Annotated in this window: 27 protein-coding genes; 9 read left to right on the plus strand and 18 right to left on the minus strand. The window is 65.2% G+C overall.

All coding sequences use genetic code 11. The annotated features are described in order from the left end of the window. Positions 1 to 31: 31 nt before the first annotated feature. A complete protein-coding gene (locus KUV81_RS02090) occupies positions 32 to 1,741 on the minus strand; it encodes a DUF4856 domain-containing protein (protein WP_222542186.1) in 1,710 nt (569 codons plus the stop codon). A 161-nt stretch (positions 1,742 to 1,902) separates the two neighbouring features. Here KUV81_RS02090 and KUV81_RS02095 point away from each other — a divergent pair, with 161 nt between their 5' ends. Both KUV81_RS02095 and KUV81_RS02100 read left to right on the plus strand, forming a co-directional pair. Continuing rightward, positions 1,903 to 2,052 carry a hypothetical protein gene (locus tag KUV81_RS02095; protein ID WP_222542187.1) on the plus strand — a complete coding sequence of 50 codons (150 nt, stop codon included), beginning with the start codon at positions 1,903 to 1,905 and terminating at the stop codon, positions 2,050 to 2,052. A 32-nt stretch (positions 2,053 to 2,084) separates the two neighbouring features. Continuing rightward, a complete protein-coding gene (locus KUV81_RS02100) occupies positions 2,085 to 2,615 on the plus strand; it encodes a cytochrome P460 family protein (protein ID WP_261389175.1) in 531 nt (176 codons plus the stop codon). On the opposite strand, the gene KUV81_RS02105 is transcribed toward KUV81_RS02100, so the two are convergent. After that, positions 2,612 to 3,661, minus strand: coding sequence for an NADH:flavin oxidoreductase (locus KUV81_RS02105; RefSeq protein ID WP_222542188.1), 1,050 nt, complete (start codon positions 3,659 to 3,661; stop codon positions 2,612 to 2,614). The two genes, KUV81_RS02100 and KUV81_RS02105, sit on opposite strands and share 4 nt — an antisense overlap. Before the next feature lie 116 nt (positions 3,662 to 3,777). Here KUV81_RS02105 and KUV81_RS02110 point away from each other — a divergent pair, with 116 nt between their 5' ends. Beyond that, positions 3,778 to 4,635, plus strand: coding sequence for a LysR family transcriptional regulator (locus KUV81_RS02110; protein WP_222542189.1), 858 nt, complete (start codon positions 3,778 to 3,780; stop codon positions 4,633 to 4,635). A 1-nt stretch (position 4,636) separates the two neighbouring features. Here KUV81_RS02110 and KUV81_RS02115 read toward each other — a convergent pair whose 3' ends face one another. From KUV81_RS02115 to KUV81_RS02125, 3 genes are all read right to left on the minus strand, one after another. Further along, positions 4,637 to 5,536 carry a hypothetical protein gene (locus KUV81_RS02115; protein WP_222542190.1) on the minus strand — a complete coding sequence of 300 codons (900 nt, stop codon included), beginning with the start codon at positions 5,534 to 5,536 and terminating at the stop codon, positions 4,637 to 4,639. Positions 5,537 to 5,752: 216 nt separating this feature from the next. Next, on the minus strand, positions 5,753 to 6,361 hold the full coding sequence (locus tag KUV81_RS02120; RefSeq protein ID WP_222542191.1) for a LysE family translocator: 609 nt from the start codon (positions 6,359 to 6,361) through the stop codon (positions 5,753 to 5,755). A gap of 90 nt (positions 6,362 to 6,451) precedes the next feature. After that, complete coding sequence (locus KUV81_RS02125; protein WP_222542192.1) at positions 6,452 to 7,039, minus strand: TetR/AcrR family transcriptional regulator; 588 nt, start codon at positions 7,037 to 7,039, stop codon at positions 6,452 to 6,454. Between the two features lie 135 nt (positions 7,040 to 7,174). On the opposite strand from KUV81_RS02125, the gene KUV81_RS02130 reads away from it, so the two are divergent. Further along, on the plus strand, positions 7,175 to 8,218 hold the full coding sequence (locus tag KUV81_RS02130; RefSeq protein ID WP_222542193.1) for an alkene reductase: 1,044 nt from the start codon (positions 7,175 to 7,177) through the stop codon (positions 8,216 to 8,218). A gap of 75 nt (positions 8,219 to 8,293) precedes the next feature. Here KUV81_RS02130 and mog read toward each other — a convergent pair whose 3' ends face one another. Then, complete coding sequence (gene mog / locus KUV81_RS02135) at positions 8,294 to 8,827, minus strand: molybdopterin adenylyltransferase (RefSeq protein WP_222542194.1); 534 nt, start codon at positions 8,825 to 8,827, stop codon at positions 8,294 to 8,296. Between the two features lie 229 nt (positions 8,828 to 9,056). Here mog and KUV81_RS02140 point away from each other — a divergent pair, with 229 nt between their 5' ends. Beyond that, positions 9,057 to 9,884, plus strand: a complete 828-nt coding sequence (locus tag KUV81_RS02140; RefSeq protein WP_222542195.1) for a hypothetical protein — start codon at positions 9,057 to 9,059, stop codon at positions 9,882 to 9,884. 63 nt (positions 9,885 to 9,947) lie between these two features. Here the strand turns inward: KUV81_RS02140 and KUV81_RS02145 are convergent, their stop codons facing one another. From KUV81_RS02145 to ltnD, 5 genes are all read right to left on the minus strand, one after another. After that, positions 9,948 to 11,420, minus strand: a complete 1,473-nt coding sequence (locus KUV81_RS02145; protein ID WP_222542196.1) for a GntP family permease — start codon at positions 11,418 to 11,420, stop codon at positions 9,948 to 9,950. A 78-nt stretch (positions 11,421 to 11,498) separates the two neighbouring features. Continuing rightward, the gene (otnI, locus tag KUV81_RS02150; protein ID WP_222542197.1) at positions 11,499 to 12,278 is read right to left on the minus strand and encodes a 2-oxo-tetronate isomerase; all 780 of its coding nucleotides are present in this window, start codon (positions 12,276 to 12,278) and stop codon (positions 11,499 to 11,501) included. Then, complete coding sequence (locus KUV81_RS02155; RefSeq protein ID WP_222542198.1) at positions 12,271 to 12,924, minus strand: aldolase; 654 nt, start codon at positions 12,922 to 12,924, stop codon at positions 12,271 to 12,273. The genes otnI and KUV81_RS02155 overlap by 8 nt, the downstream gene beginning before the upstream one ends. Beyond that, positions 12,921 to 14,189, minus strand: a complete 1,269-nt coding sequence (gene otnK / locus KUV81_RS02160) for a 3-oxo-tetronate kinase (RefSeq protein WP_222542199.1) — start codon at positions 14,187 to 14,189, stop codon at positions 12,921 to 12,923. Before otnK ends, KUV81_RS02155 begins: the two co-directional genes overlap by 4 nt. Continuing rightward, a complete protein-coding gene (ltnD, locus tag KUV81_RS02165; RefSeq protein ID WP_222542200.1) occupies positions 14,186 to 15,100 on the minus strand; it encodes an L-threonate dehydrogenase in 915 nt (304 codons plus the stop codon). Before ltnD ends, otnK begins: the two co-directional genes overlap by 4 nt. A gap of 231 nt (positions 15,101 to 15,331) precedes the next feature. Between ltnD and KUV81_RS02170 the strand changes: the two genes are divergently transcribed. Both KUV81_RS02170 and ybaK read left to right on the plus strand, forming a co-directional pair. Next, positions 15,332 to 16,096: a DeoR/GlpR family DNA-binding transcription regulator gene (locus KUV81_RS02170; RefSeq protein ID WP_222542201.1), complete on the plus strand. Its 765-nt coding sequence runs from the start codon at positions 15,332 to 15,334 to the stop codon at positions 16,094 to 16,096. A 62-nt stretch (positions 16,097 to 16,158) separates the two neighbouring features. Continuing rightward, on the plus strand, positions 16,159 to 16,629 hold the full coding sequence (ybaK, locus tag KUV81_RS02175; protein WP_222542202.1) for a Cys-tRNA(Pro) deacylase: 471 nt from the start codon (positions 16,159 to 16,161) through the stop codon (positions 16,627 to 16,629). Here the strand turns inward: ybaK and KUV81_RS19825 are convergent. The 3 genes from KUV81_RS19825 to KUV81_RS02190 form a co-directional block, all read right to left on the minus strand. Continuing rightward, positions 16,626 to 18,113 carry an EAL domain-containing protein gene (locus KUV81_RS19825; RefSeq protein ID WP_222542203.1) on the minus strand — a complete coding sequence of 496 codons (1,488 nt, stop codon included), beginning with the start codon at positions 18,111 to 18,113 and terminating at the stop codon, positions 16,626 to 16,628. The two genes, ybaK and KUV81_RS19825, sit on opposite strands and share 4 nt — an antisense overlap. A 213-nt stretch (positions 18,114 to 18,326) precedes the next feature. Further along, on the minus strand, positions 18,327 to 19,991 hold the full coding sequence (gene asnB / locus KUV81_RS02185; RefSeq protein ID WP_222542204.1) for an asparagine synthase B: 1,665 nt from the start codon (positions 19,989 to 19,991) through the stop codon (positions 18,327 to 18,329). Positions 19,992 to 20,214: 223 nt separating this feature from the next. Next, positions 20,215 to 21,804 (minus strand): M28 family metallopeptidase, encoded by a 1,590-nt coding sequence (locus KUV81_RS02190; RefSeq protein ID WP_222542205.1) that lies wholly within the window; start codon positions 21,802 to 21,804, stop codon positions 20,215 to 20,217. A gap of 218 nt (positions 21,805 to 22,022) precedes the next feature. Here KUV81_RS02190 and KUV81_RS02195 point away from each other — a divergent pair, with 218 nt between their 5' ends. Then, positions 22,023 to 22,676, plus strand: coding sequence for a cupin domain-containing protein (locus tag KUV81_RS02195; RefSeq protein WP_222542206.1), 654 nt, complete (start codon positions 22,023 to 22,025; stop codon positions 22,674 to 22,676). Positions 22,677 to 22,724: 48 nt separating this feature from the next. Here the strand turns inward: KUV81_RS02195 and KUV81_RS02200 are convergent, their stop codons facing one another. Continuing rightward, a complete protein-coding gene (locus tag KUV81_RS02200; RefSeq protein ID WP_222542207.1) occupies positions 22,725 to 23,471 on the minus strand; it encodes an HAD-IIA family hydrolase in 747 nt (248 codons plus the stop codon). 212 nt (positions 23,472 to 23,683) lie between these two features. On the opposite strand from KUV81_RS02200, the gene KUV81_RS02205 reads away from it, so the two are divergent. Next, a complete protein-coding gene (locus tag KUV81_RS02205; protein WP_222542208.1) occupies positions 23,684 to 24,640 on the plus strand; it encodes a questin oxidase family protein in 957 nt (318 codons plus the stop codon). Here KUV81_RS02205 and KUV81_RS02210 read toward each other — a convergent pair. From KUV81_RS02210 to purM, 3 genes are all read right to left on the minus strand, one after another. Then, positions 24,637 to 25,020, minus strand: a complete 384-nt coding sequence (locus KUV81_RS02210; protein ID WP_222542209.1) for a PilZ domain-containing protein — start codon at positions 25,018 to 25,020, stop codon at positions 24,637 to 24,639. The two genes, KUV81_RS02205 and KUV81_RS02210, sit on opposite strands and share 4 nt — an antisense overlap. A 202-nt stretch (positions 25,021 to 25,222) precedes the next feature. Further along, entirely contained in the window at positions 25,223 to 25,870 is a 648-nt protein-coding gene (purN, locus tag KUV81_RS02215) for a phosphoribosylglycinamide formyltransferase (protein ID WP_222542210.1), read from the minus strand. Positions 25,871 to 25,879: 9 nt separating this feature from the next. Beyond that, a complete protein-coding gene (gene purM / locus KUV81_RS02220) occupies positions 25,880 to 26,917 on the minus strand; it encodes a phosphoribosylformylglycinamidine cyclo-ligase (protein WP_222542211.1) in 1,038 nt (345 codons plus the stop codon). Positions 26,918 to 26,992 lie beyond the last annotated feature (75 nt).

Below are 26,992 nucleotides of genomic sequence, written 5' to 3' on the forward strand. Positions count from 1 at the left end.
AGCTTTGTTCTCTCAACCGGGGCGATGGCCCTTACCAGTTGGCGGCGTTGTCGGCGTGGATGCCATAGGCCTCGGCCAGGAGGGCGCGGGCGGACAGCAGGTCGGCCTGGTAGCCGGCGATGTCACCGCTGGTGACCGGCATATCCCCCATCAGGGTGTGCAGTTGCTCAAACTGCGCGTCGGTCAGGGCGGCGTTGGGGTTGAACTGCAGGCCCAGGGCGAAGCCCTTCATCTCGGACCAGTGCTTGGCCAGGTCGGCGTAGCTGAACTCGGCGCTGGCCGCGGCCAGGTCCGCCAGGTCGGCGTGGGTGTCGTTGATGTAGTGCACCACGGTGGCGACGATGGCCATCTCCCAGGCTTCCACGGCGATGGCGGCCTGGTCTTTCAGGGCGGCCAGCTCGGCGTCGGTGAGGTTGCCCTCGGCGTCGGTGATGATCTGACGACCGGCCAGGAAGGCGTTGATGGCGCTGCTGCGGAAGTCGGTGGCCACGGTGGCGCCCAGGTCACGCTTGGCGGCGTTGATGGACTGGCCGAAGTTGTACTCGCTCATCAGGTCGATGGCGCCGTCACCGTTGGTGTCGTGCTGGCCCTGCCAGTCGTCACGACCGCCCTTGCCGGAGAGCTCTTCGAGGCTGTAGTCCAGGTAGTCCTGGGCGGCGCCGAAGTAACCGAAGCCCTCGTCGTAGGTGTGCTCCAGGGTGGTGTAGCCCTTGTCGTCCTTGTTGGTGACGTTGTCGGAGAGCAGGCCCTTGCCGTCCAGGTCGCTGTCCAGGTAGTCGTCGACGCCCTGGGAGTAGGCCACGGCCATCAGCAGGAACTTCTGCACTAACTGCTTGAGGTCACGGCCGTCCTCGGTGAGGTAGATGCTGGTGATGGGGTCGCCGTTGATGTCGGTGCGCACGCCGCCATCGATGTAGGCCTGGGCGTGATCCCCCAGCATGTCGAAGTAGGTGTAGACCAGCTGCTCCGGGGTGGTGCTGCCCTTGGCGCCCCAACCGGCGAACTCGCCGTCGTTCCACAGCTTGTGCTGACCGGTGGCGTCGTTACCGGCGATCTTGCCGGACAGATCCTTGTGGGAGGAGGAGATGGTGCGCAGCACGGTTTGCTCGGCGCCGTCGATGAAGGTCACCGGGAAGCTGTCGGCCACCAGATCGTACTCTTCGGCGGTCATGATGTAGAAGGACTTAAGCTTGGCGACCACGTCCGCCTTGCTGGTCAGCACGCCGGTCTCCACGTCGCTTTGCAGCTGGCCACCGATGTAGGCGTTGAGCTCGGCGATCAGCACGTGGCGAGCGGTCTGGCCGCTGTAGCTGACGCTGGAGCCGTCGTTGAAGCGGCTGTCGAACTGGTAGGTGTCCAGCAGGTCGTTGACGTTGATGGTCAGCAGCTTGGTGTAGCTGTTGCTGGCGCTGTCGGTCACGGTGACGGAGACCTGGGTGCTGCTGGTGGTTTCGTAGTTAAGGGCCAGACCCTCGGCCAGGGCCAGGCTGGTGCCGTCGATGACAAAGCGCTCGTCGCTGGTGGTGAAGGTGAAGCTTTCGCCGCTGTCGGCGTCGGTGGCGCTCAGTTGACCGATTGTGGCCCCGGCGCTGTTCTCATCCACGCTGGCGCTGCTCAGGGTGATGTCGGTGGGGGCGCTGTTGGTGGGGTTGGAGCCGGAGTCCGAGCCACTGCCGCCCCCACAAGCCGTCAGCATGGCGGAGAGGATTGCGGAGGCGATCAGCGTTTTTTTCAGTTCCATGGTCATTTATCCAAGCTATCCGAAACGATTACGTAACAAGTTGGGCACAAATGTTAGATGAATCCAAACAAGAATCAATATCATTTGCACTCACGTGATTAAATAATGTTCAGAAAATTTCTTGAATCCGGTTACTCCCATTGGGGTAGATGGATGTAAACGTGCTGTTAATTTCGCGATTTGTCGTCGATAAAGGCGCTTATGAATGGGTTTCAGGGGCGGAAGAAAAGTGGCAAAAACTTGATCTGCCTCAAGCTATTTCCGCCAGGGTGGCGAAAGTTTCACCAGGGCTTGGGGGCAACTACCCTTGAAGTCGGGCCGAGAATGACCGAGGGCAGTAGAGATGGCAGCATTGCAAGCCGGCGTGTGGGGAGTGGGGAGCCTGCTGTTGCTGAGCGCCGCGGCGATGGCCGCCGATGAGCCAGCGCAAGAGGCCTCAGAGTCGGCGCCGCCGAGCCTGCCTGAGCCGGCCAACGGCGTGGCCTACCCCCAGGGGTGGCAGGACTGGGCCCTGGTGTCGGTGTCCCACCGTACCGACAACGCCACCATGCGGGTGATCCTGGGCAACGACACCGCCATCGAGGCGATCCGGGCGGGGCAGACCAACCCCTGGCCGGAGGGCAGCGTGCTGGGCAAGGTGGTGTGGAAGGCGGTGAGCCTGGCGGACTGGTCCAGTGCCCAGGCCCCGGGCACCTTCGTCCACGCCGAGTTCATGTTCAAAGGCGAGGGGCAGGCGGACACCGGCTGGCGCTGGGCCCGCTGGGTGGGAGAGGCGCAGACCCCTTATCAGCTCAGTGAAACCGAGTGCGTGGCCTGCCACAGCCCGGTGAAGGGGCGGGACTGGGTGTTCACCACCCCGGCGCCCCTGCCTTAGAGGGCCAGCGCGGCCTCTGCCGGGGCGGCCGTTGTCGGGGCGGTATTGCCCGGCTGCATCTGGCCTTCACGAAAGGCGACGGGGTCTTTGAGGATGGCGCGGCCCACGGCGGCCAGGTCCAGCCAACGCTCCGCCAGGGCGGTTTCCATGTAGTCGGCGCTTTCGATGCCGCCCACCCCGATGACCGGCACCCCCAGCTGACCGCACAGGGCCCGGGACTCCGCCACCAGGTAGCCCTCCCCCCGGCGCGCTTTGGGGCGGTTCCAGCCGCCGATCCCCGAGGAGATGTCCAGCAGCAGGACGCCGGCCTCCACCAGCCACCCGGCTACGGTGCGCATGTCATCCTGGCTGAGCCCCTCAGGGTAACCGTCCTGACCCGGGATCCGTACTATGACCCCCAAGCGCGGCGCCGCCACCCGAATGCCTTCGATGATCTCCAGCAGCAGCCGGGCCCGGTTGCGCAGGCTGCCGCCGTAGCGGTCGGAACGCTGGTTGGTCAGCGGCGAGAGCCACTGGTTGATGCCGTAGCCGTGGGCGCAGTGGATCTCCACCAGATCGAAGCCGGCCTGATCGGCCCGTACGGCGGCGGCGACAAAATCCCGGTGCCAGGTGCGGATGTCGTCGCTGGTCATGGCTCGGGGGGCCTCCAGGGTGCGGTCGTAGGCGGGGACGGTGATGCCTGAAGGGCCCATCAGATCGCCGCAGACGTCCTGGCTGGCCTTGCCACCACAGTGGGTCAGCTGCAATCCGGTGACCACCCCGGCCCGGTGCAGCTCGCTGGCCAACAGAGTCAGGCCCGGCACGCAGGCCTCGTCGTGGGCACCGAGCTGGTTGGGCTCGCTGCGCCCGGTGAGGGCCACGTGGCTGTACTCCACCATCACCAACCCGGCACCGGAGCGGGCCAGCTGGCGGTAGTGGGCCAGGGTCTGCTCGGTGACCCGGCCGCTGCTGTCGGCAGTCTGGGAGGCCATGGGCGGCACCACCAGACGGTTATTGAGGATAAGGCCGTTGGCCAGGGCGAGGGGACGAAAGCGCAGCTTGGACATCTTGGTGTTCGGCGATGATAAGGATGGCGCCAGTGTACGGAATCGAGCCTTGAATTAAAGAAACGGTTTTTCTACATTCGTTTCCCTATCGGAAACTGATGGGAAGGGTGGGGATCGTGCGCCTGGAGGATTTGAAAGATTTCGTGGCGGTGGCCAGCCGTTCAGGGCTGCGTCAGGCGGCGCTGGAGCTGGGCCGGCAGCCGGGCACCCTGTCCAAGGCGCTGCGCCGGGTGGAGCAGCACTACCAGTGTGCCCTGTTTGACCGCCAGCCTGGGCAGTGGCAGCTCACCGACGCCGGTCGGCAGTTGTTGGCCCGCAGCGAAGAGCTGCTGGCGTTGCACCAGACCATCGAGCGGGAGCTGGGTCAGCCAAGGCGGCTTCATCTGAGACTCTCCGGCCCGGAAACCCTGCTGGGTCACCATCTGGCGGAGCTGCTGACCCCGCTGCAGGCGGCCTATGGCGAGATGAGCCTTCAGACCCACAACGACACCGGACTGACCAAGCTTTTGCGTCATCAGGTGGACCTGGCGCTGGTGTGCACCACCGGCGAGCCACCGCCGGTGGCGGGGCTTAAGGTGCGAAAACTGAGGGACAGCGAGTTTGTCATTGTGGCCGGACCCGGCCACCCGCTGCTATCTGAAGGCCGTCATCACCCCATCGAGCGGGTGCTGGACCACCCCTTTGTGGTGCCCAGCCAGCCGCTGTATGGCGATACCGGCAGCCGATTGTCCAGCGACGGCTGGCACGACGAGGCCTTTGCCCGGCGGATCGGCGCCCGGGTGGACAGCCTGCCGGCGCTGATGGCCCTGGTGCGCACCGGCAGCTGGCTGGCCTACCTGCCGGACTACCTGGCCAGTGCGCCGCAACTGACTCAACTGACCACCGAGGGCTGCCCCTACCACTGCCGCCAGAGCACCTGGCTGTGCACCCAGACGCCGCTGCGCAAGCATCATCTGGCGGCCTTGATGGAGTGAGTTACTGGCCCACCTTGCGGTTCATCTCGGAGATGGCGGTCAGGGATTCGATGGGCATGGGGCCGATCACCTGGGGTGGGGTGTAGAGGTTCACCTTATCCGCCACGGTATGGACGAAGGCGGTGGCGTCCCCCACGTCGTAGCCGTACTCCTCCAGCACAAACTTGTTGCGGTAACGCTTGGCGTTCTCGTACTCAATGGCCGAGACGGTCACCGCCAGGATGGACTGGTTCTCATCGCCGATGGCGGCGCGGAAGGCCGCCGAGGCCATGAATTCCGAGTTCAGGATGGCGCTGCCGTTGTCCAGGTAGGGGCCGCCGTACTCGGTCAGCTCCATCGGCAGGTAGAAGGACTGCATCAGCTTGGTGACCATGGGCTCGACCCCGGTGGGCAGATGACGCTGCACCGTGGCGTGGTAGGAGACCAGGTTGTCCGGCCAAAGGGTCTGCTCCGACTGCGGGGCAAAACCGGTGGGGATGAATTCGTCCAGTTGCAGCTCGCCGCTGTCCAGTCGGGTCAGGGCGACAAAGGTGACAAAACCGTGGCCCTGCAGATCGTCACCGGGCTGGGGCTCAATGGCGGAGAACAACACCAGATGGCGACGCTCCCCCACCTTCAGCGTGCCCTGCTGGTCTGACACATTGATGCAGCGCACGGCGCCGGTGCGGTCCAGGGAGTCCAGGCCCAGCTCGCCCAATACGGTGGGGCAGGGGGCGTCGGAGCCGTAGGCGTGGGCGAAGTGGTGGTAGTCGTAAAACTCTTTTCCGCCGTAGAAGAGGATGGTGATCCCCAGCAGGATGAACACCCATTGGGTGAGTTTGCCGATGACCTTAAATGGCCAGGTGATGATGGTGACGAAGTGCTGCTTCAGCCACGAAACCGCGGTGCTGAGTGCGTTCATATCCCAAACCTCAAACAGTCTCGAGTTGAGGGGGGGTCCACGCTCCCTGCCGGATCCAAGCCCCAGGATGTTGTTGTCCGCCAGACGGATACGGCTTGCCTCGGCAGGATCTCAAAAACTAGTTCAGATGCCCCGAATAGCAATGGCAAGACGCGGATTTATTGGGAAGTTCAAACAAAAACGGCGCCCGAAGGCGCCGTGGTGTGTGAACCGGGGTCAGATCACCACCCGGATCGCCAGAACCGTGAGCATCACGGCGGTGGCCCGGTCGAGCCAATGGGTGTTGCTCTTGAGCCAACCCATCAGGGGTGTGCGGGCCACGCCCAGGGCCACCAGGGCGTACCAGAGGGCGTCGATGCCGCCGGCGGTGGCCATCATGATGAGCTTGTCGCTCCAGGGGGCCCCCTCCTGAACAAACTGGCTGAACAGGGCCAGGAAGAAGATGGCGATCTTGGGGTTCAAAAAGGCCACCAGGAAGCCACCGACAAACCCCTGGTAGCGGCGGTAGGGATCGGCACCCGGCTCCCCCTCGGCTTCGGCGGGCTTGGGCTTGATGGCCCCCCAGGCCAGGTAGAGCAGAAACGCCGCGCCGGCGTAGCGGATCGCCTCGAACAGCGCCGGGGTCTGGGTGATCACCAGCCCCAGCCCCATGGCCACCAGCAGCGCGTAGAGGGCGATCCCCAGGCCGTGCCCCACGGCGGTGGCCACCCCGCGGCCCATGCCGCCCTGGACGGTATTTCGGATCACCAGCGCCAGTGAGGGGCCGGGGCTCATGGCCCCCAGGGTGCAGACGGCGGCCAGGGAGAGCCAGAGGGTGAAGGTCATGGGACGTCCTTGTTCGGGGTTGGGCCGGCTAGGATACCCCAGGCGCGAGCGGGAAAAAACGGGCGAAAACACCCGCCCGTGGATGGGGGCTCAGCCCCTTACGCTGTCGAACAGCTGACGGGCCAGTTCGGTCAGCAGTTGGGGGTCGGGCTCGCTCTGGGCGTAGGTGCGCAGCCCCAGCAGGCCCATGGCCAGGTACTGGCCGCGCTGCTCGGCGCTGCGTTCGGCGCTCACCTCCCCTTGCTCGATCGCCTGTTCAAACACGCGAACCAAAGCGGCTTTCCAGCGCTGGCTACTGGCTTTCAGCGCCGCTTCAATCTCCGGTTCGTTGTCCCCAAGCTCGCTCAGCGCCTTCTGGGACAGGCAGGCCTTGAGCCGGTGTTCGCCGCTGGAGGTGATGTCCTCGATGGTGCGGGCCAGGTAGTCCCAGAGCCCCTCCATTACCGTGTTGCTGTCGGCAAACAGGGCCTGAAACTCGGCACTCTTGTCCTTGTCGTACTGCTCAATGGCCGCCAGCATCAGCCCCTGCTTGTTGTCGAAGGCGCAGTAGAGGGAGCCCGGGTGCAGGCCGGTGGCGGCTTTGAGATCCTGCATGCTGGTCTTGGTGTAGCCCTTGCTGACAAAGGCGTGGATCGCGGCACGCAGCACCTGTTCTCGGTCAAATTCGGCGGTTCGCATGAGGCTCTCTTGGCGGATGGAATGATCGCAGTGTATCCATTTTTGAATGGTCACTCAAAAATTAGTTGAATGCCTGTTCAAGTAACGCTAGTGTTAATCCGTGATTTGAACAAGCATTCAAAAAAGTGAGGGGCCATGACCGCCACCCTGTTTCAACCCGTGAAGCTGAACGACACCCTGACCCTGGACAACCGCATTGTGATGGCGCCGCTGACCCGCTGCATGGCGGACAACGACCTGGTGCCCACCGACGAGATGGTGGCCTACTACGCCCGTCGGGCGGACAGTGGCCTCATCATCTCCGAAGCCACCATCATCCGCCCGGACGGCCAGGGCTACCCCAACACCCCGGGGATCTACAGCGAGGCGCAAATCGCCGGCTGGCGCCGGGTGACCGACGCGGTGCACGCCAAGGGGGGTAAGATCTTTGTTCAGCTGTGGCACACCGGCCGGGTGGCCCACCCCCACTTTTTCGGCGGCGGCGATGTGATGGCCCCCTCTGCCCAGCGCCTGGAGGGCACCGTGCCCCGCATGCGGGAGCTGGAGTACGTCACTCCCAAGGCGGCCAGTGCCGAGGAGATCCAGCAACTGGTGGCCGATTACGCCCAGGCAGCGGCCAACGCCATCGAGGCGGGCTTCGACGGGGTGGAGCTGCACGGGGCCAACGGCTACCTGATTGACCAGTTCCTGCACTTTGACACCAACCGACGCGACGACGAGTTCGGCGGCAATGCGCAGAACATGGCCCGCTTCCCCCTGGCGGTGGTAGACGCCGTGGTGGCGCGCATCGGCGCCGATCGCACCGCGCTTCGGCTCTCCCCGGGGGCCTACTTCAACATGGAGTCCGATCCGCGGGATCGCGAGGTGTTCGAGTACCTGCTGCCCAAGCTGGAGGCGTTCAACCTGGCCTACCTGCACCTGGGTCTGTTCGACGATGGGATGGAGTTTGCCCACCTGGACGGCTCCGCCACCGACTTTGTGCGCCAGCGCTACGGCAAGCTGCTGATGGGGGTGGGCGGCTTCACCCCGCAAAGCGGCAGCGCCGCCATCGAGCAGGGCCGATTCGACCTGCTGGCCATCGGCCGCCCCTTTATCGCTAACCCGGACTACGTGGCCAAGGTGCAGGCCGGCGATGCCCTCACCGAGTACCACGAGGGGATGCTGGCGGAGCTGGTGTGAGTTCTCGCCTCTCCTGACCCAAAAAGGGTGCCCAGTGGGCACCCTTTTTTGTGGTCGTCCGAAGGCGGTCAGCAGTCACTTCGCCTTGGGACGGAAGGGTTTGATCACCGCTTCGTCGCACTCCAGGAAGGGGCCTTCCATCAGATCGATGCAGTAGGGGATGGCGGGGAACACCGCATCCAGGCACTCGCGAATGGACTTGGGCTTACCCGGCAGGTTGACGATCAGGGTGTCGTCCCGCAGTCCCGCGGTCTGGCGGGAGAGGATGGCGGTGGGGACAAACTTCAGCGACTCGGCGCGCATCAGCTCGCCGAAGCCCGGCATCATTCGGTGGCACACCGCCTCGGTGGCCTCCGGGGTCACGTCCCGCTTGGCCGGGCCGGTGCCGCCGGTGGTGACCACCAAACAGCAGCCCTGCTCGTCGGCCATCTTTTTCAGGGTGGCTTCGATCACCGCCTGCTCGTCGGGGATCACCTCGTAGACGGGCTCCCATTCGGAGGTCAGGTACTGGTTCAGGGTCTCGATGATGGCTTTGCCCGAGATGTCTTCGTAGATGCCGGCGCTGGCGCGGTCACTGACGGTGACGATGCCGATTTTGGCGATGGTCATGAAGGGGTCCTTTTGAAGGGGTCGACAATGTCCCGCAGTGAAGCACATTGGCGAGCGGGAAAACAGGGGTTGGGTGGGATTATTGGGGTGGTGGCGCGCTGCAGATTGGCTGATGCCCAGTGGGCGATCTCCTACAGTCCTTGCCGACTGCGTCTGCTGGCCCTTTTTCCCAGGCCTGATAGCTTGACCCCATTAGGAGACCACCTCTTCACGGACGAGAGACCACACCATGGACCTGAAACGCCTCGGCGGGATCACCCTGCTTGGCAGCGCCCTGATGGGCTGCGGCTGGAGCCCCATCAGCTCGGACAGCGACATCATCCAACCGCCGGTTGAACTGCCGACCTTCACCCAGGTGAACGGGGGCCCTGCCAATTCTCCTTCGCCGGTGGTGGAGGAGGCTGAGCACGTCATCGACATTGATGGGCAATACAACCACTTTGTCTTCGACGCCGAGGCGGGGGACCGGGTGCTGATCACCGCGTTGCTGGCCAATGAGATAGACCCCCAGGGCTACCAGCGCTGTGGGCAAGGCGCGGACGATGCCTACCCGGGCATCGCCGTCGAGGGGCTGGGACGGGCCTGTGGCACGGTGCTGTTCAGAGAGGTGGCTCAGGCGGGCGCCTACCCCTTTCAGGTGGCCTACCCGGACGCCAACTATGGCGGGTTCAACATCCGGGTCTATCGGCAGGTTGAACCGGTGGCGTTCGACGGGCAGGGCGGGCCGCCGGATGCACCGCGTCACCTCGATCCTGAGGACGATGCCTGGCTCAGCGTGACCTTGATGCACAACTGGTTTGTGTACGACGGCCAAGCCGGCCAAACCCTGCACCTCCAGGCCTACTTGAACGCCTTGCCCGACGAGGCACTGCTGGCCCGCTGCGCAGAGGCCGACCGCGCCATCGAGGCCAAGGACAGCTTTGGCTTCCTTGTTGGCGATGGGCCCGTCAACTGCTCGGATCGCTTTGAGTACCACTTCGAGCGCGACCAGCGCCTCTACCTGGGCTTTAAACCTTTAAGGGCCCAGTCCGCGGTGCTCGATGCCTATGTGGAGTAGTCACGGACGCGGTACCACAAAAAAGCCCGGGCGATGCCCGGGCTTTTTCAATGCAGCGAAGACTTAGGCTTTGGCGGGGGCCACGTCGGCCTCCATGCCCTGCTTCTTGATGTAGACCAGCAGGCCGGCCAGAGTGGCGACCGGGATGATCACGTCGAACAGGGTGCCGGCGGAGCCGAACAGCAGGTTCAGTACGGTCACCATGGTGGCACCGATGGCCCAGGCGATCATGGCGGTCACACACCAGATCTCCATCTGAGCTTTGGTGTCGTCCACGCCCAGGGTGCGGGTCACAACGTGGAAGTAGGAGTCGTTGAAGTGGCTGAAGCCGATGGCGCCAACGGCACAGGCCAGGGCAACGAACACCGGCTCCAGACCCAGACCGGCCACCATGGGGGCGGTGATGGTGGCGGCGGTGATCATCGCCACGGTGGCAGAGCCCTGGGCCAGACGCAGCAGGGAGGCGATGGCCAGGGGCACCAGGATCGGCGGCAGGCCGGTGGCGGCGATGCCTTCGGCGATGACGTCACCGGCACCGGAGGCACGCAGTACGGCACCCATGGCACCACCGGCACCGGTCACCAGCAGGATGATACCGGTGGCGGATACGCCGGATTCCATGGACTGGATCACCTGCTCGCGGGGCATCTTGGCGGTCAGGCCGTACAGGGCGATCAGCAGGCCGATGCCCACGGCGATCACCGGGTGACCCACCAGGTCGATCACGTTGTGCATCAGGGTGGGGTCCTGGCCTTCCGCCGGGCCGCCCACCAGGGTGCGGATCAGGATCAGGGCGATGGGCAGCAGGATGGGGGCGAAGGAGAGGAAGTTGCTCGGCAGCTTGGCTTCCTCTTCGGCGCTCATCTCCTTGACGCCCTTGAACAGGGTCGGCTCGGTGATCCACTCGCCGTTCTCACCGGGGACGCGGTAGTACTTCTCACCCATGCGGCGGGTGTAGAAGATGGTGCCCAGCATCATGGGGATGGCCACCAGCAGGCCCCACACCATGTAGGAACCCAGGTCCACACCCAGCAGCGCGGCTACGCCCACCGGGCCCGGCGTCGGCGGCACCATGGCGTGGGTGATCAGCAGGCCGATGGCCAGGGTGGCACCCAGGCCCACCATGGACTTGCCGATGTTCTGGGAGATGGCGCGCACCAGGGACTGCAACAGCACGTAGGCGGAGTCACAGAACACCGGGATGGAAACCAGCACGCCGGTGAAGCCCAGGGCGATGTCCTCGCGGCCCTTACCGAAGATCTTGATGAAGGTGCGGGCCATGCGCTTGGCGGCGCCGGACACCTCGAAGCAGGCGCCCATCATCACACCGAAGCCGATGATAAGGCCGATGGAGGAGAGGGTGCCGCCGAAGCCGGACGTCAGTGCCGCGGTCAGGTCGTTCGGCTGCATGCCGGCGAACAGACCGATGATCAGCGCGGTGATGATCATGGCGGGGAAGATGTGGATGCGGGTTTTGAGCACCATGGCGAGCAGGGCGACAAGACCTGCGACGACGCCGATGATAGTGGTTTCCATGAAGGTACCTTTTTTCTCTTCGCTATTTAAGGTTGCGCCGGGCTGCAGTGCGCCCGGCGTCGTTTTTGCTTTTTTCGGTTATTTCGCCAGGTAGGGTTTGACCCAACCCAAGCCAAATGCGGTGGTGAAACGGGGCTTGTATTCGCAGCCGATGTAGCCGTCGTAGTGCTGGTCCAGCACCTCGAACAGGTGGGGGTAGTTGAGCTCCCCCTCGCTGGGCTCGTGGCGCTCGGGCACCGAGGCGATCTGCACGTGGCCAATGTGGCTGCCCATCTGGGCGATCAGCCGGGACAGGTCGCCGTCCATGATCTGAGCGTGGTAGAGGTCCAGCTGCACCTTGACGTTGGGGCGATCGATCGCCTCCACCAGCTCCACCGCTTCCATCTGGTGCGCCAGGAAGTAGCCGGGCACGTCGCGGTCGTTGAGCGGCTCGATCTGGATGCTGATGCCGTGCTCGGCGTAGCGGTCGGCGGCCCAGCGCAGGTTGGCGATGAAGGTGGCCCGGTGGGCGTCGTAGCTGTGGCGCTCGTCGATGAGGCCGGCCATGGCGTGCACCTTGGTGCAGCCCAGCGCCTGGGCGTAGCTCAGGGCGATCTCGGCGTTGGCACGAAACTCGGCTTCGCGGCCGGGGATGGCGGCCATGCCGCGCTCACCGGCGTCCCAGTTGCCCGGGGGCATGTTGAACAGGGCCTGCTCCAGGCGGTGGATCTTGAGCTGCTCGGCCAGCTCCTCCTGCTCGTAGTCGTAGGGGAAGAGGAACTCCACCGCTTCGAATCCGGCGTCGGCGGCGTGGGCGAAGCGCTCCATAAAGGGCACTTCGGTGAACAGCATGGTCAGGTTGGCGGCAAACTTAGCCATAACGGCGCTCCAGCTCGGCAATTTGGTCTTCGGTGAGGTAGCGGATGGGCTGGTTTTGCAGCATCAGCATCAGCTTGGCGGTCTCCTCCAGCTCCTCCATGTTGTCCACGGCGTTGACCAGGCTGGTGCCGGTCACCACCGGGCCGTGGTTGGCCAGCAGCATCGCCTTGTGGTCGGTGGAGAGGGCCGCCAGGTCGCGGGCGATCTCCGCCGCGCCCGGGGCGTAGTAGGGCACCAGGGGCAGCTTGCCCACCCGCATCACGTAGTAGGGGGTGAAGGGGCGGATCACGTTGGCCGGGTCCAGATCGGCGCGGCAGGAGAGGGCGGTCAGGTGGGTGCAGTGCAGGTGCACCACCGCCTCGAACTCGGCATTGGCGCGGTACATCGCCAGGTGGAACTGCACCTCCTTGGAGGGGCGGTCACCGGACAGGTGCTCCCCCTCGGCGGTCACCTTGGAGAGGCGGTCCGCTTCCAGGCGGCCCAGGGAGGCACCGGTGGGGGTGGCCAGGATGGTGCCGTCAGGCAGCTTTACCGACAGGTTGCCGGCGCCGCCGGTGGCGTAGCCGCGCTCGAACAGGGAGCGGCCCAGGGCCACCATCTGTTCCCGCAGGGTTTGTTCTTGCTGGTGCAGGGAAAAGGCGCTCATTGGGCCTCCGGGATCATCGCCTGGGCGTCGAAGAAGAAACGCTCGGCACCGAAGTTGCCGGACTTGAGGGTCAGGCTGATGGGCTGGGAGACGGCGCGCACCCAGGGCACCCCGGGGGCGATCTGGGGGCCGATGTGGAAGGCGTCCACGTCCAGGCACTGGGTGACGATGCCGGAGGTTTCACCGCCGGCCACGATGAAGTTGCTGACCCCCTGGGCCTTGAGGCGGGCGGCCAGGGCACCGAAGGTCTGCTCCACGGCGTGGGAGGCGCGCTCGGCACCGTATTGGGCCTGGATCGCCTTGAGTTTTTGCGGCTCGGCGGTGGCGAAGATCATCGGCGCCAGGGCGTTGTCCAGGCGCGGGGTCAGCCAGGCGAGCAGGGTCTCCACGTAGTCCTCATCGCTGAGGCAGGCTTCCACGTCCAGGGCCAGGGACTCGGCCTGGGCGCGGTAGGCGGCCACCTGGGCGTTGGTCATCACCGAGCAGGAGCCGGAGAGCACCACGGAACGACCCGTCTGGGGGCGGCCGGCGGCCTGGCTGTCGGCGGCGTTGACGCCGGGCTGGGCCAGGTTGCGGGCGATCCCCAGTGCCAGGCCGGAGCCGCCGGTGACCAGGGCCATCCCTTCGACGGACTGGCCGAGGGTTTCCAGGTGGCGCTCGGTCAGGGTGTCCACCACGGCATAGCGGTGGCCCTCGGCCTTGAGCTGGGCGTAGCGGGCCTTGACGGCGTCGGCACCGGCGTCGATGACGCTGGCGGGCACCAGGCCGGCGCTGCCCTGGGATTGGGCGTTCATCAGCCGCACCAGGGAGCTGTCGGTCATGGGGGTGACCGGGTGGTCCTTCATGCCGGAGTCGGACAGCAGCTGCTCACCCACGAACAGGTGGCCCATGTAGACGCTGCGGCCGTTGACCGGCAGGGCGGGGCAGAGGATGGTCAGCTCGGTGTCTAGGGCCGCCATCAGGGCGTCGGTCACTGGGCCGATGTTGCCCTCGGCGGTGCTGTCGAAGGTGGAGCAGTACTTGAAGTAGATCTGCTCGGCGCCCTGGGCCTTGAGCCACTTCAGGGCGGCCAGGGAGTCGGCCACGGCGTCGTCCACCGGGCAGGAGCGGGATTTGAGGCTGATGACCACCGCATCGGTGTCCAGGCTGACCTCGCCCTGGGGAATGCCGGAGAACTGAACGGCACGCAGGCCGTTGCTCACCAGGAAGCTGGCGATGTCGGTGGCGCCGGTAAAGTCGTCGGCGATGACGCCAATGCGAATCATGCGTTCACCTCCGGGGCCTGGTTGACCGGCAGCTCGATGCCCTGGAAGGTCTTGATCACCGCGGAGTCGTCCCACTGGCCGTAGCCGGCGTTGGAGGCGTTGGCGAACTGGTTGTAGGCGGTGGTGGCCAGGGGTAGCGGGAATTTCAGCGCCTTGGCGGTGTCCGCTACCAGGCCCAGATCCTTGACGAAGATGTCGACCATGGAGGTGGGGGTGTAGTCGCCGTCCACCACGTGCTTCATGCGGTTTTCAAACATCCAGCTGTTGCCGGCGGCGTTGGTCACCACCTCGTACATGGTGTCCAGAGGGATCCCGGCGCGGGCGGCCAGGGCCATGGCCTCGGCACCGGCGGCGATGTGCACCCCGGCCAGCAGCTGGTGGATGATCTTCACGGTGGCGCCCAGGCCAATCTCGGTGCCGATGTTGTAGACCTTGGCGGCGGTGGCATCCAGCACCGGCTGCAGCTTGGCGAAGGCCTCCTCGGCGCCGGAGGCCATGATGGTCATGGCGCCGGCGGCGGCCTTGGCGGCACCGCCGGAGACCGGGGCGTCCAGCATCAGCAGCTCTCGCTCGGCCAGTTTGGCGGCGATCGCCTTGGCGTCGTCGGCGGCGATGGTGGCGGAGACCATCACGGCGGTGCCCGGCTTGAGGGCATCGGCCAGGCCCAGGTCGAACAGGATGGTGTTCACCTGCTGGGCGTTGACCACCAGCATCAGCACGGCGTCCAGCTGGTCGGCAAAGGCCTTGGCGTCGGTGCCCACTTCGGCGGCGCCGTGTTGCTTCAGGGTCGCCAGGGCGGTGGGGTTCAGATCCACGCCATAGGTGGTTAGGCCGGCGTTGACGCAGGACTGGGCGGCGCCCATGCCCATGGAACCAAGACCGATAACAGCAACGGAGTAGGATGAGGTCATGCCTGTACCTGTGAAAAGTTGTGAAGGGCGGTGTCGAACCGGCTTCGTCGACAGCGCGCGGGAATTTGGGGCGGAATTATCACAGGGATTCACACGGCAATGCGGAAGAAAACACTGGCGACTGGGTTAATGTGATCTCGATCGCCCTTTTGTTCGGGGCCTGTGAAGGGGCTGGGCAGCACCCCAGCGTTAGAGTAAGATTTCACAACTTTTCACACACTCGGGCCCCCCATGATCCCCGCTGAGCGTCAACGCACCATCCTCGCCCTGCTGGATAAGCAGGAGATCCTCACTATTGCCGAGCTGACCGACCGTCTTGGGGTGTCCCACATGACGGTGCGTCGAGACATCGCCAAGCTGGAGGAGAAGGGCCAGGTGTTTTCCGTGGCCGGCGGGGTGCAGCGGATGCAGGCGGTGCGCGAGGAGGTGGGCCACCTGGTCAAGGCCAGCCAGAACCTGGCCATCAAACAGGCTCTGGGCCAGGCCTGCCGCGACCGGGTGCCGCCCCAGTCCACCGTCTACCTGGACGCCGGCACCACATTGCTGGAGGTGGCCAAGAGCCTGGCGGACCGGGACGATCTGATGATCATCACCAACGACTTCTTTATCGCCGGCTACCTGGCGGAGCACGGCCGTTGCGAGCTCTACCACACCGGCGGCCGGGTGGATCGGGACAACCACTCCTGCGTGGGCGAGCTCTCGGCCCGCTTCCTGCGGGATCTCAACATCGACATCGCCTTTATCTCCGCCTCCTGCTGGAACCCCCGGGGGATCTCCTCCCCCAGCCAGGATAAGGTGATGGTGAAGCGGGCCATCGCCCGAGTGGCGCGCCAGTCTCTGCTGGTGTGCGACAGCAGCAAGTTCGGTCGCACCGGCACCTTTATGGCGATGGAGACCGGCGAGTTCGACGCCATCATCAGCGATCCCGGCCTGCCTCTGGCCTACCAGGAGCGGCTGGCGGCGGAGGACGTCGAGTGGGTGGCTGTGGCCAGCTGAGCCTTGGGCTGCAGGCCGTGGCGGCGTATCATGCCGTCACACCCTCTGAGTAAGGCCCTGCCATGACCCCCGCTGTCAACGCCGCCAAGAAAGCCAAGATCCCCCACCGATTGCACCAGTACGACCACGATCCCGCGGCCGAGTCCTACGGCCTGGAAGCCGCCGAGGCACTGGGCCAGGATCCCGCCCGGGTGTTCAAGACCCTGCTGGCCGCCGATGAGGCGGGCAAATTGTACGTGGCGGTGGTGCCGGTGACCGGCCTGCTGGATCTCAAGGCCCTGGCCAAGGCGGTGAAGGCCAAGAAACTGGCGATGGCGAACCCGGCGGCGGCGGAGAAAGCCACCGGCTACGTGGTGGGGGGGATAAGCCCTTTGGGCCAGAAGCGGCGCCTGGCACTGGTGCTGGATAAAAGCGCCGAGCAGTTTGACACCATCTGCGTCTCCGGCGGCCGCCGGGGACTGGAGATTGAGCTGGCACCTGGGGATCTGCTGGCCCTGACCGGCGGGCAGCTGGCGGCGGTGGCGCGGGGTTAGGCCACCGGGTGGGGCTTGCCGTAGCGGTAGCCCTGCAGCAGATCCACCCCGCGACGGCACAGGTAGCGCTCCTGCTCCTCCGTCTCCACCCCTTCGATCACCAGCGGGATCCGCGCCTCCATCGCCATCTTGATGATCGCCTCCAGCATGGTGGCCTTGAGGCTGCCGGTGCCGATGGCGTGGGTGTAGCTCTTGTCCACCTTGATGAGATCCGGCTGGAAGCGGCCCAAAAAGCCCAGATCGTTATGGCCGGTGCCAAAGTCGTCCAGGGCCAGGCGGAAGCCGCGCTGCTGCAGACGGCGCAGCCGGTGCAAGGTGCGGTCGGCGTTGAGGGGCTCGCGCTCGGTGATCTCCAACACCACCTGGCTGGGGTTTAAGCCCTTGGCGCGCATCGCCGGCTCCAGCCAGCGTTCCAGATCGTCCCTGGCCAGCTGGTCCAGGGTCAGGTTGATGCTGACGTACTGGCCCGGCGCCAGGCTGGGCAGGGAGTGGTTGAGCAGGTGGGTGGTCAGCCCATCCAGGCGCTGATGACGCTCCAGCAAGGAAACGAAGAGATCCGGCGGCACCTTGCCCTGGGAGGGGTGGTCCCAGCGGGCCAGCTGCTCGTAGCCCACCACCGCCTTGCTGCGGGCGTCGACGATGGGCTGGTAGGCCGGGTAGATCTCGCCGCGCTTGTAACACAGCTCGATGTCATTGAGGTAGAGCCCCTTGAGGCTGCGCTTGCGCCGCCACAGCACGGGGATCGCCACGCAGAGCACAGCCCAGGGCAGGACCAACTTCTTCAGCCAACCGACAAAGCTGTCCCACAGCTCGTCGGCCGGCAGGATCATCTCCGCCTCCAGATCCCCCTTCTGCTGGCGGTAGCGGTGGTGGAACTGGCCCCCGGCGGGCGGGGCGTCCTGGCCAAAGGAGAGGATGGTGGCCTCGTGGTAGCGCAGCGCCCCCTGGCCGCCGAAGGGGCTGAGGTCCCAGGGCACCATGATGTCCAAGACGGTGCGCCGGTAGGTGTTGCCCACCAGGTAGTGGCCGGGTTTGAGTTCGATGGCGAACAGGAACAGCTCGCCGTGGAGGCTGGCCTTGCTCATCAGGTAGACGCCGTTGTACATCGGGTGGGTGAGCAGGGACTGGACGTCGAAGGGGGTGACGTCGTTGTTGTCCGCCACCCGGCAGAAGCCGGTGGCGTCGCTGACGTAGGCGTAGTCGTTGGCCAGGCTGGAGGTCTGGGCCCGTACCCTCAGTTTCTCCTTGAGCTCGGCATCGCAGCTGTCGAACCGCTCCGGCCACTGCTCAACGGTGCCCTCCAGACGGTTGATCAGGTACTGGGCCCGGTCCAGGGCGAAATCCAGGTACTGGCGGCTGCGGTAGCTGGTGTCCAGGGGGGCCAACATCGCCAGCAGCACCAGCCCCAGCAGCGCCAGCATCAGGCTGTCGCCGCTGCTGCGCCAGGCTTCGTGGTACAGGGATTGAAGGCGGTTGGGGTTCACGGGACGGGTCCGGCTCTCGGGAAGAGGGCGCAGGATAGAGTGCCGACTCACGTGGTGCAAGGACCTAGCGCTCACAATTTCGATTTGCGCAATAAACCGATGATTAAAGGGTATAAGTGGTTATTTTGTTTAAGTTTTATAGAGATATGGTCGGTGAGTGAGCGGTTGTAACTCGGGGGTGAAAGAGTGCGGCCCCGGAAGGGGCCGCAGGAGTCAGTAGCTGTCCTGGTGCACCGACTGCACCGAGCGGCCGGAGGGGTCGGTGATGGCGGCCAGGCTCTGATCCCAGGCCAGGGCCTCGGGGGTGGAGCAGGCCACCGACTTGCCCCCGGGGACGCACTCGGCGGCGCTGTCCAGCGGGAACTGCTCGGCAAACAGGCGCCGGTAGAGGTAGGCCTCCTTGGTGTCCGGGGTGTTGTGGCCGAAGCGGAAATGGGCGTTCTCCAACTCCTGATCGCTGACCTGCTCATTGGCGAAGGCCTTGAGCTGATCGATCCAGGAGTAGCCCACGCCGTCGCCGAACTGCTCCTTCTGACGCCAGGCCACGGACTCGGGCAGGTAGTGGGCGAAAGCCTCCCGCAGGATCTGCTTCTCGATGCGCCCCTCGGTGATGAGCTTGGCGTCCGGGTTCAGCCGCATCGCCACATCGATGAACTCCTTGTCGAGGAAGGGCACCCGCGCCTCCACCCCCCAGGCGGCCATCGCCTTGTTGGCCCGCAAGCAATCGAACAGGTGCAGTTTGTCCAGCTTGCGCACCGTCTCCTCGTGGAAGGCCTGGGCATTGGGGGCCTTGTGGAAGTAGAGGTAACCGCCGAACAGCTCGTCGGAGCCCTCGCCGGAGAGCACCATTTTGATCCCCATCGCCTTGATCATGCGCGCCATCAGGTACATGGGAGTGGCGGCGCGCACCGTGGTGACGTCGTAGGTCTCCAGGTGGTAGATGACGTCCCGCAGGGCGTCGATCCCCTCCTGGACGGTGAAGTGCAGCTCGTGGTGCACGGTGCCCAGGTGGGTGGCCACCTCGGCGGCGGCGGTGAGATCCGGTGCTCCTTCCAGGCCGATGGCGAAGCTGTGCAGCTGGGGCCACCAGGCGGGGCTGGTTTCATCCTCCTCGATGCGTCGGGCGGCGAACTTCTTGGCCAGGGCCGAGGTGATGGAGGAGTCCAGGCCGCCGGAGAGCAGCACCCCGTAGGGCACGTCGCACATCAGCTGGCGTTTCACCGCCGCCTCCAGGGCCTGGCGCAGTTCGTCGCGGCTGGCGGGGTTGGCGGCCACCTCCGGGTAGGTGCGCCACTCCCGCTGATAATACTGCACCGCTTCGCCCTGCTCGCTGTCGTAGTAGCGACCGGGCAGGAACTCCTCCACCTGGCTGCACACCGGCACCAGGGCCTTCATCTCAGAGGCGTAGTATCGGTTGCCGTGTTCGTCGAAGCCCAGGTAGAGGGGCACGATGCCGATGTGGTCGCGGCCCACCAGGTAGCGGCCCCGGGCCTTATCCCACAACACAAAGGCGAAGATCCCGTTGAGTTTGTCGAGAAAGTTGGTGCCGTATTTCTGGTACAGCGCCAGGATCACCTCGCAGTCGGAGCCGGTCTGGAAAGCGTACTCGACGCTCAGGGCTTCGCGCAGCTCCCGGTGGTTGTAGATCTCACCATTTACCGCCAGCACCAGGTTACCGTCCGGGCTGTAGAGCGGCTGGGCCCCGTTGTCGATGTCGACAATGGCCAGGCGTTCGTGGGCCAGGATGGCCTGTTCGTCGGCGTAGATCCCGGACCAGTCGGGGCCCCGGTGACGGAGGGTTTTGGCCAGGCGAAGGGCGTCCTGGCGCAGGGCTTGCGGATCGGTTTTCAGATCCAAAATGGCGAAGATCCCACACATACAGGTGACTCCTTGACCTTGTGGCGAAACGGCGGGGTGGCAAAAACAGCGCGAAATTTCACCATGCCACGGCCTTGGGGCCTTGCCAAGGGGCCACAACGAACCCTATTCCGAAAATTTATCGCCAGAAGTCATAAGGTTATCCCTCAAGTTTTTCCGGGACATAGCGAGGCGAAAAAACGCCGGCCCGATTGGGCCGGCGGGGTGGGGCGGGTTGCCGGGTTCAGATCACCGGGCGCAGGCGGTGGAACTCGCTGCCGGCCAGGAAGCCGGGCCAGTGGTCGTCCTCGGCCAGGGCGCGACCGGCCTGGTAGTACACCTCCAGATCCTGCATGGCGCCGCGCAGGTCCCATTGGGGGCGGTAGGTGTCGCAGTCGTTGTGGTAGCAGCCCTTCATCAGCGCCTTGATGGTCAGCCGGGAGGCCTCCACCTCGGGGCTGATTGCCTGGTTGCCGCCGCCGGCGAACAGGGCCGGCACCCCTTTCTGGGCGAAGCTGAAGTGATCGGAGCGGAAGTAACCGCCGGCACCGGGGTTGGATTCCCGGGACAGGTGGCGACCCTGGGCTTCCAGCGGCCCCTCCAGGTACTGCTCCAGGCTGGACTGGCCCAAGCCCACCACGGTGAAGTCCCGGGTCGGCCCGTAGATGTTGGTGCTGTCGGCGTTGAACACCCCGGCGGTCTGTTCCAGGGGGAACACCGGGTTGGCGGCGTAGTAGCGACTGCCCAGCAGCCCCTGCTCCTCACCGGTGACCGCCAGGAAGGTGACACTGCGCTTGGGCGCCGGGCCGGCGGCGAAGGCGCGGGCGATCTCCAGGATCCCCGCCAGGCCGGTGGCGTTGTCCATGGCGCCGTTGTAGATCTTGTCCCCCTGGGTGCCGATGTGGTCCCAGTGGGCGGTGTAGATCACCTGCTCTTCGGGCCGCTCGCTGCCCGGCAGGGTGGCCAGCACGTTGTAGCTGGTGGCGTGATCGATGCTTTGCTGGACACTGGCCTGGGCCTGCATCCCCAGTACCCGGTGCATGGGGCCCCGCTGGGCTTCGGCCGTCAGCGCAGCCAGGTTCAGCCCGGCGTCGGCCAGCAGGCGCTCGGCGGCGGCCTTCTTCAGCCAGCCCTCCATCACCGGATGGGGGTCTTCCACATCCGCCAGACCCAGTTGCGGGCCGGTCCAGCTGTTTTGCACCACCATCCAGGGGTAGGAGGCAGGCTTGGTGTCGTGGATGATGAGCGCGGCGGCGGCGCCCTGTCGGCCGGCCTCGGCGAACTTGTAGTCCCAGCGGCCGTAGTAGGTCATGGTGCTGCCCTTGAACAGGGCGGGATCGCCGGTGGCAAAACCGGGATCGTTGACCAGCATCACCACCGTCTTGCCGGCCACATCCAGGCCGGCGTAATCGTTCCAGTCGTACTCCGGGGCGTTGATGCCGTAGCCGACAAACACCACCTCGCTGTTCTGGATGTTGTGCTGCTCACCGGGTTTGAAGCTGTTGAGCACCATGTCGTAGAGGTAGCGGTAGCGCTCGCCCCCCAGGGTCAGGCGGGCGCTCTGGGTGGTGTGGCGCACCATGGGTACCGCCTGCAGGTAGCTGTCGCCGTTGCCGGGCTTGAGGCCCATGGCTCTGAACTGGCCCTCCAGGTAGGCCAGGGTCAGGGTTTCGCCCTCTGTGGTGGGCAGGCGGCCCTGGTAGCGATCCGAGGCCAGCTCCTGGATGTCCGCCCGGACCCGGGCTTCATCGAACTGGTGTGGGGTGGAGGAGGGGAACTGGCTGCAGGCCGTCAAGGCCAGCAAGGTGGCGCCCAGGGAAGCAAGTCGTATCATGATTACCGCTCGGTTATTGTTATCGACTGGTTGTCTTGTTGTTGTCGGCCCCTAGCATGCAGCAGCGAGCGAGTGCAGTCAAAACTGCACACTGAGGGGCCACGCCGAGGCTCGGCCATGCAACTGTTGCCCCCCTGTTGCGGTCTAAGGTCTTTGGTGCCCGCGCGTCGCCCGGCGTGCCGGGGCCGCCCATTAACCAAAACCAAAGGAAGATCAGGGTGAATACCACAGCGATGTCGGACGCCCCCCTGGTGATCGACGCCAACAAGATGGAGTGGCAATCCAGCCCCGCCGAGGGGGTGGTGCGCAAACGCCTGCGACACATCGGACCTGTCGAGTCCGGTCTGGTGACCTCGCTGGTGCGTTACCGGCCCGGTTCCCACTTTGCCCGCCACTACCACCCGGATGGCGAGGAGATCCTGGTGCTGGAGGGGGTGTTCTCCGACGAGTTCGGCGATTACCCGGCGGGCAGCTACCTGCTCAACCCCGACGGCAGCGGCCACCGACCCTTCTCCGAACCCGGCTGCCTGCTGCTGGTGAAACTCAAGCAGTACCCCGGCGAGGGGCGGGCACAGCTGGCCATCGACACCAGCACCGTGCCCTGGCAGGCCCAGGACCGCCCGGGGGTGTACCGCAAGGAGCTCTACCGCCAAAGTGGCTTCGAGGAGCGGATGAGCCTTATCCAGCTCAAGCCGGACACCCGGCTGTCGGATCTCTGCCACCCCCGCGGCGCAGAGATTTTCATTCTGGAGGGGGAGGTGGAGGATGAGCAGGGCCAGTACACCGAGGGCTGCTACCTGCGCCTGCCTCCGGGCCATCAGCACCGGCCCTACAGTCGAACCGGGTGCGTGCTCTACCTCAAGCAGGACTGACAAAAAAGCCGAAGCAACTGCTTCGGCTTTTTGATGGCAGGACTGGGCTCAGACCACGTCGATCTCCGCCACACAGGGGAAGATGTGGTTGGGACGGAAGGGGTACCTGTCCAGATCCTCCATGCGGGAGACGCCGGAGAGCACCATCACCGTCTCCAGGCCGGCCTGGAACCCCGCCAGGATGTCGGTGTTGAGGTTATCGCCGACGATGACGGTGTTGGTGGCGTGTGCCCCAAGGTGATTCAGGGCCGAGCGGATGATCCAGGCGCTGGGCTTGCCCACGTAGAAGGGTTTCTTGCCGGTGATCCGCTCAATGGGGGCACAGAGGGCACCGCAGGCGGGGCTGTGGTTGGGGCCGTGGGTGTCCGGGTTGGTGGCGATAAAGCGTGCGCCCTCGGCCACGAAACGGGCCGCCCGGTGCACCATGTCCCAGTTGTAGCTGCGGGTCTCCCCGACGATGACAAAATCCGGGTTGATGTCGGTGATGGTGAACCCCTGCTTGTAGAGCTCGTGGGTCAGGGCGCCCTCACCGATGACGTAGGCTTTCTTGCCCTGCTGGTGGCGCAGGAAATCCGCGGTGGCCATGGCGGAGGTGTAGACCTGATCTTCGGTCAGCTCGATGCCGGCGGCCCCCAAGCGGTTGACCAGATCCTTGGCGGTCTGGGCGGGGTAGTTGGTCAGCAGCACCAGGGGATTGCCCTGCTCCCGCAGACGCTGGATAAACTTGTCCGAGCCGGGGATCAGCTTGTTGTCGTGCAGCAGCACACCGTCGATATCGCAGATCACACTCTTCATTCGCGCTCCTTGTAACCACTTCAAAAGGCCTGGGATGGCTTTCACCATAACCTACTGACACCCACAGGCAACCGCTACAGTATGCACCCTCATTGCGCAATCCGTGTGACGCCGTATCCTCCCCCTTGAGTGACAAAATGTAAACTAAAGACTTTACAAACAGACTGGGACAGCCAAAGATAAGTCTATGAACGCCCAACAGGACCTCTGTGATGCTCAAGGACAACGCCGCCACGGCCACTCACTGGATAGAGGCCAGTCACCGCTTCGAGCCGGAGTACGGCCGGGGCCTGACCAATCACCTGCCCATGGTGTTGGGGGCCTTGAGTATGCTGGGGGCCCCTGAGTCCACTCTGAATGCCGCGTACCAACGGGGTTGCCGTCACCTGGTGGCGAAGGAGGAAGGCCGCGGAGCGGGGCACGACGAATACGGGGCCCAGGTGGCCCGCTTTACCCAGGTGATCGCCGAGCAGGGTACGGAGGCGGTGGTGCGCCGTCACTTGAACGATTGGCTGGCGGGGCTCTCCAGCGCCGCCTTCCACTGCCTGATTCGTCTGCACTTCGCCCTGTGTGCCAACAGCTCGGCGGAGGTGGCCCACGCCCTGGCCTACTGGGCGACCCGACATACTCCGCTACCGACGCCGCAGCCGTACCCGGAGGCCGATCTGGATGGGCAACTGCACTCGGCCCGGGTACTGGGCCAACGGTTGGGATTGCACGAAGCGGGTCTAATCTCGACGCGCATCGAGACCCTGGTGGCGCACCCACAGGGGGCGGCGCTGACCGGGGTGCCGGCCGAACTGACGCTGGAGACCATCCTGCCCCGGGTGCTCAGTTGGTTTGATGCCAGTGGCGATTTTACCCTGCTGCACGGGGTGACCGGGTTGCAGGCGCTGGTCGGCTTGATGCCGCTGATCGATGAGCCGGAGCGGGCCTTAGCCCACTATTGGCAGGCCTACGTGGCGGCGCTGGCGGTGGCGCCCGGTGCGGTGGTGCCAGAGGAGCCCCTGGCGGTGGTGGCGCCGGACTGGCGTCATTGGCAGGTTCAGACGCTTGGGCTGACCGACAGCCACGACATCAAGGTGATCTACAGCCTGATTCGGCTGTGGCAGGCGACGGCACACCCGGGGATCCCCGGGGTGATCGCCCGCCGATTGGCGGAGGGTTAGCCGCCTCGGGCCAGGCGGGTCACGGTGTCGCGGATCCGCCCGTCACTGTTGTCCAGGTAGCGCACCACATGGCAGCCCAGCAGGTAGCAGTTTTGCGCCTGGCGGCGGTAGTAGGCTACGGAGCAGTGCACCCGCACCGGGGCCTCGCCCTCGGCCAGCTGGAACTCCACGTCCAGACGCAGCTTGGCCCGGCGGTCGGGAAACTGGATGTCGGGGGCCAGGGATTCGTACAGGGATTGGGGGCAGGCCAGGCGCAGCCCGGACTGGGACAGGTTCACCAGGCTGGCGGGCACCGGCTCCCCCTGGTGTGTCACCTGGGCGGTGAAGTGGCAGTCGTAACGCGGCTCCTGGCGTTGCTCCTTGTGGGCAATCAAACTCACTCTCTTTCTCTCCAATGGCCGCGGCTGGGTGCAGCGTCAAGCCACCATCATAACCCGATGGTCCGCTATCGGGCACCCCGTACGTGGGCGCGCAGGCCCGTCGGCTAACACAAGCGACCAACTCATGGGCAATCTGAACACCATGGAGTGAGCAAACACAAAAAAGGGCGCCGCAAGGCGCCCTTTTTTAAGCGGGTGTGACTCAGTCGTCGGAGGCGTAGCCGGCCAGCGGCAGAGGCTCACCGTCCATCAGCGCCTTGCCGTCGGCCATGGCCAGGCGGCCCTGGGCAAACCACTTCACCACCAGGGGGTAGATGCGGTGCTCCTGAGTGTGCACCCGCTCGGCCAGCTCCTCGGCGTCGTCGTCCTCGAACACCGGCACCTTGGCCTGCAGCACAACGGGGCCGCCGTCCAGCTCCGGGGTGACGAAGTGCACCGAACAGCCGTGCTCCTCGTCGCCGGCGTCCAGCGCCCGCTGGTGGGTGTTCAGGCCGGTGTACTTGGGCAGCAGGGAGGGGTGGATGTTGAACATCTTGCCCGCGTAGCGGTTCACAAACCCCTCGGAGAGGATCCGCATAAAGCCAGCCAGCACCACCAGATCCGCGTCCAGCTTGGCCAGTTCGGCCTCCAGACGGGCGTCGTAGGCTTCCCGGGCTTCGCCCTTCTCGGCGGCCACCACCAGGCCGGGCACGCCGGCCTCGCTGGCGCGGGTCAGGCCGTAGACGTCGGCCTTGTTGGAGATCACCGCGACCACGTCGCCCTGGATCTCGTCACTCTGGCAGGCGTCGAGGATGGCCTGAAGGTTACTGCCGTTGCCGGAAATCAGCACGGCGATGCGGATCTTGTTCATCTCGGTTCCTTAGTTGATTTCCACCTGGCCTTCGTCGCCCTGGCGGTCGGCAATCTGGCCGATCACCCAGGCTTGCTCGCCTTCGGCGTTGAGCAGGGCCACGGCGGCGTCCGCCTGGTCGGCGGGCAGGGCGATCACCAGGCCCACGCCACAGTTGAAGGTGCGGTACATCTCGTGCTCGGCGATGTTGCCGGTCTCTTTGAGCCAGTGGAACACCGCCGGCCACTCCCAACTGTTGCCGTCCACCACTGCCTTGGCGTTGTCGGGCAGTACGCGGGGGATGTTCTCCCAGAAACCGCCACCGGTGATGTGGGAGATGGCGTGTACGTCGTGGGCCTTGAGCAGCTTGAGCACGGATTTGACGTAGATCTTGGTCGGCGCCATCAGGGCGTCCACCAGGGGCTGGTCGCCCAGGGTTACTTCGGCGGGGTTCTCAACCCGCTCCAGCACCTTGCGGATCAGGCTGTAGCCGTTGGAGTGGGGGCCGGAGGAGGCCAGGGCGATCAGGCTGTCGCCGGCGGCGACCTTGGTGCCGTCCAGCACCTCGTCCTCTTCCACCACGCCGACGCAGAAGCCGGCCATGTCGTAGTCGGCGCCTTCGTACATGCCGGGCATCTCGGCGGTCTCGCCGCCGATCAGGGCACAACCGGCCAGCTCACAGCCGTCGGCGATGCCGGTGACCACGGAGGTGGCCACGTCCACGTCCAGCTTGCCGGTGGCGTAGTAATCCAGGAAGAACAGCGGCTCGGCGCCCTGCACAATGAGGTCGTTGACGCACATGGCCACCAGATCGATGCCCACGGTGTCGTGGCGGTTGTGGTCGATGGCCAGGCGCAGCTTGGTGCCCACGCCGTCGGTGCCGGAGACCAGCAGCGGTTTCTTGTAGCCCTCGGGCAGACGGCACAGGGCGCCAAAGCCACCGAGGCCGCCCATCACTTCCGGACGACGGGTGCGCTTAACCGCGGATTTGATGTTGTCTACCAGGGCATTGCCGGCATCGATGTCGACGCCGGCGTCTTTGTAGCTCAGTTGATTTTCGGTAGTCACAGAGGTGGCCTCGTTGTGGATGTTCTTGGTTTTGGAGTAGGGGGTTCTTATTTTGGCGCGCATTCTACCAGTTGC

Source organism: Ferrimonas balearica (assembly GCF_019802085.1).
GTDB lineage: Bacteria > Pseudomonadota > Gammaproteobacteria > Enterobacterales > Shewanellaceae > Ferrimonas > Ferrimonas balearica_B.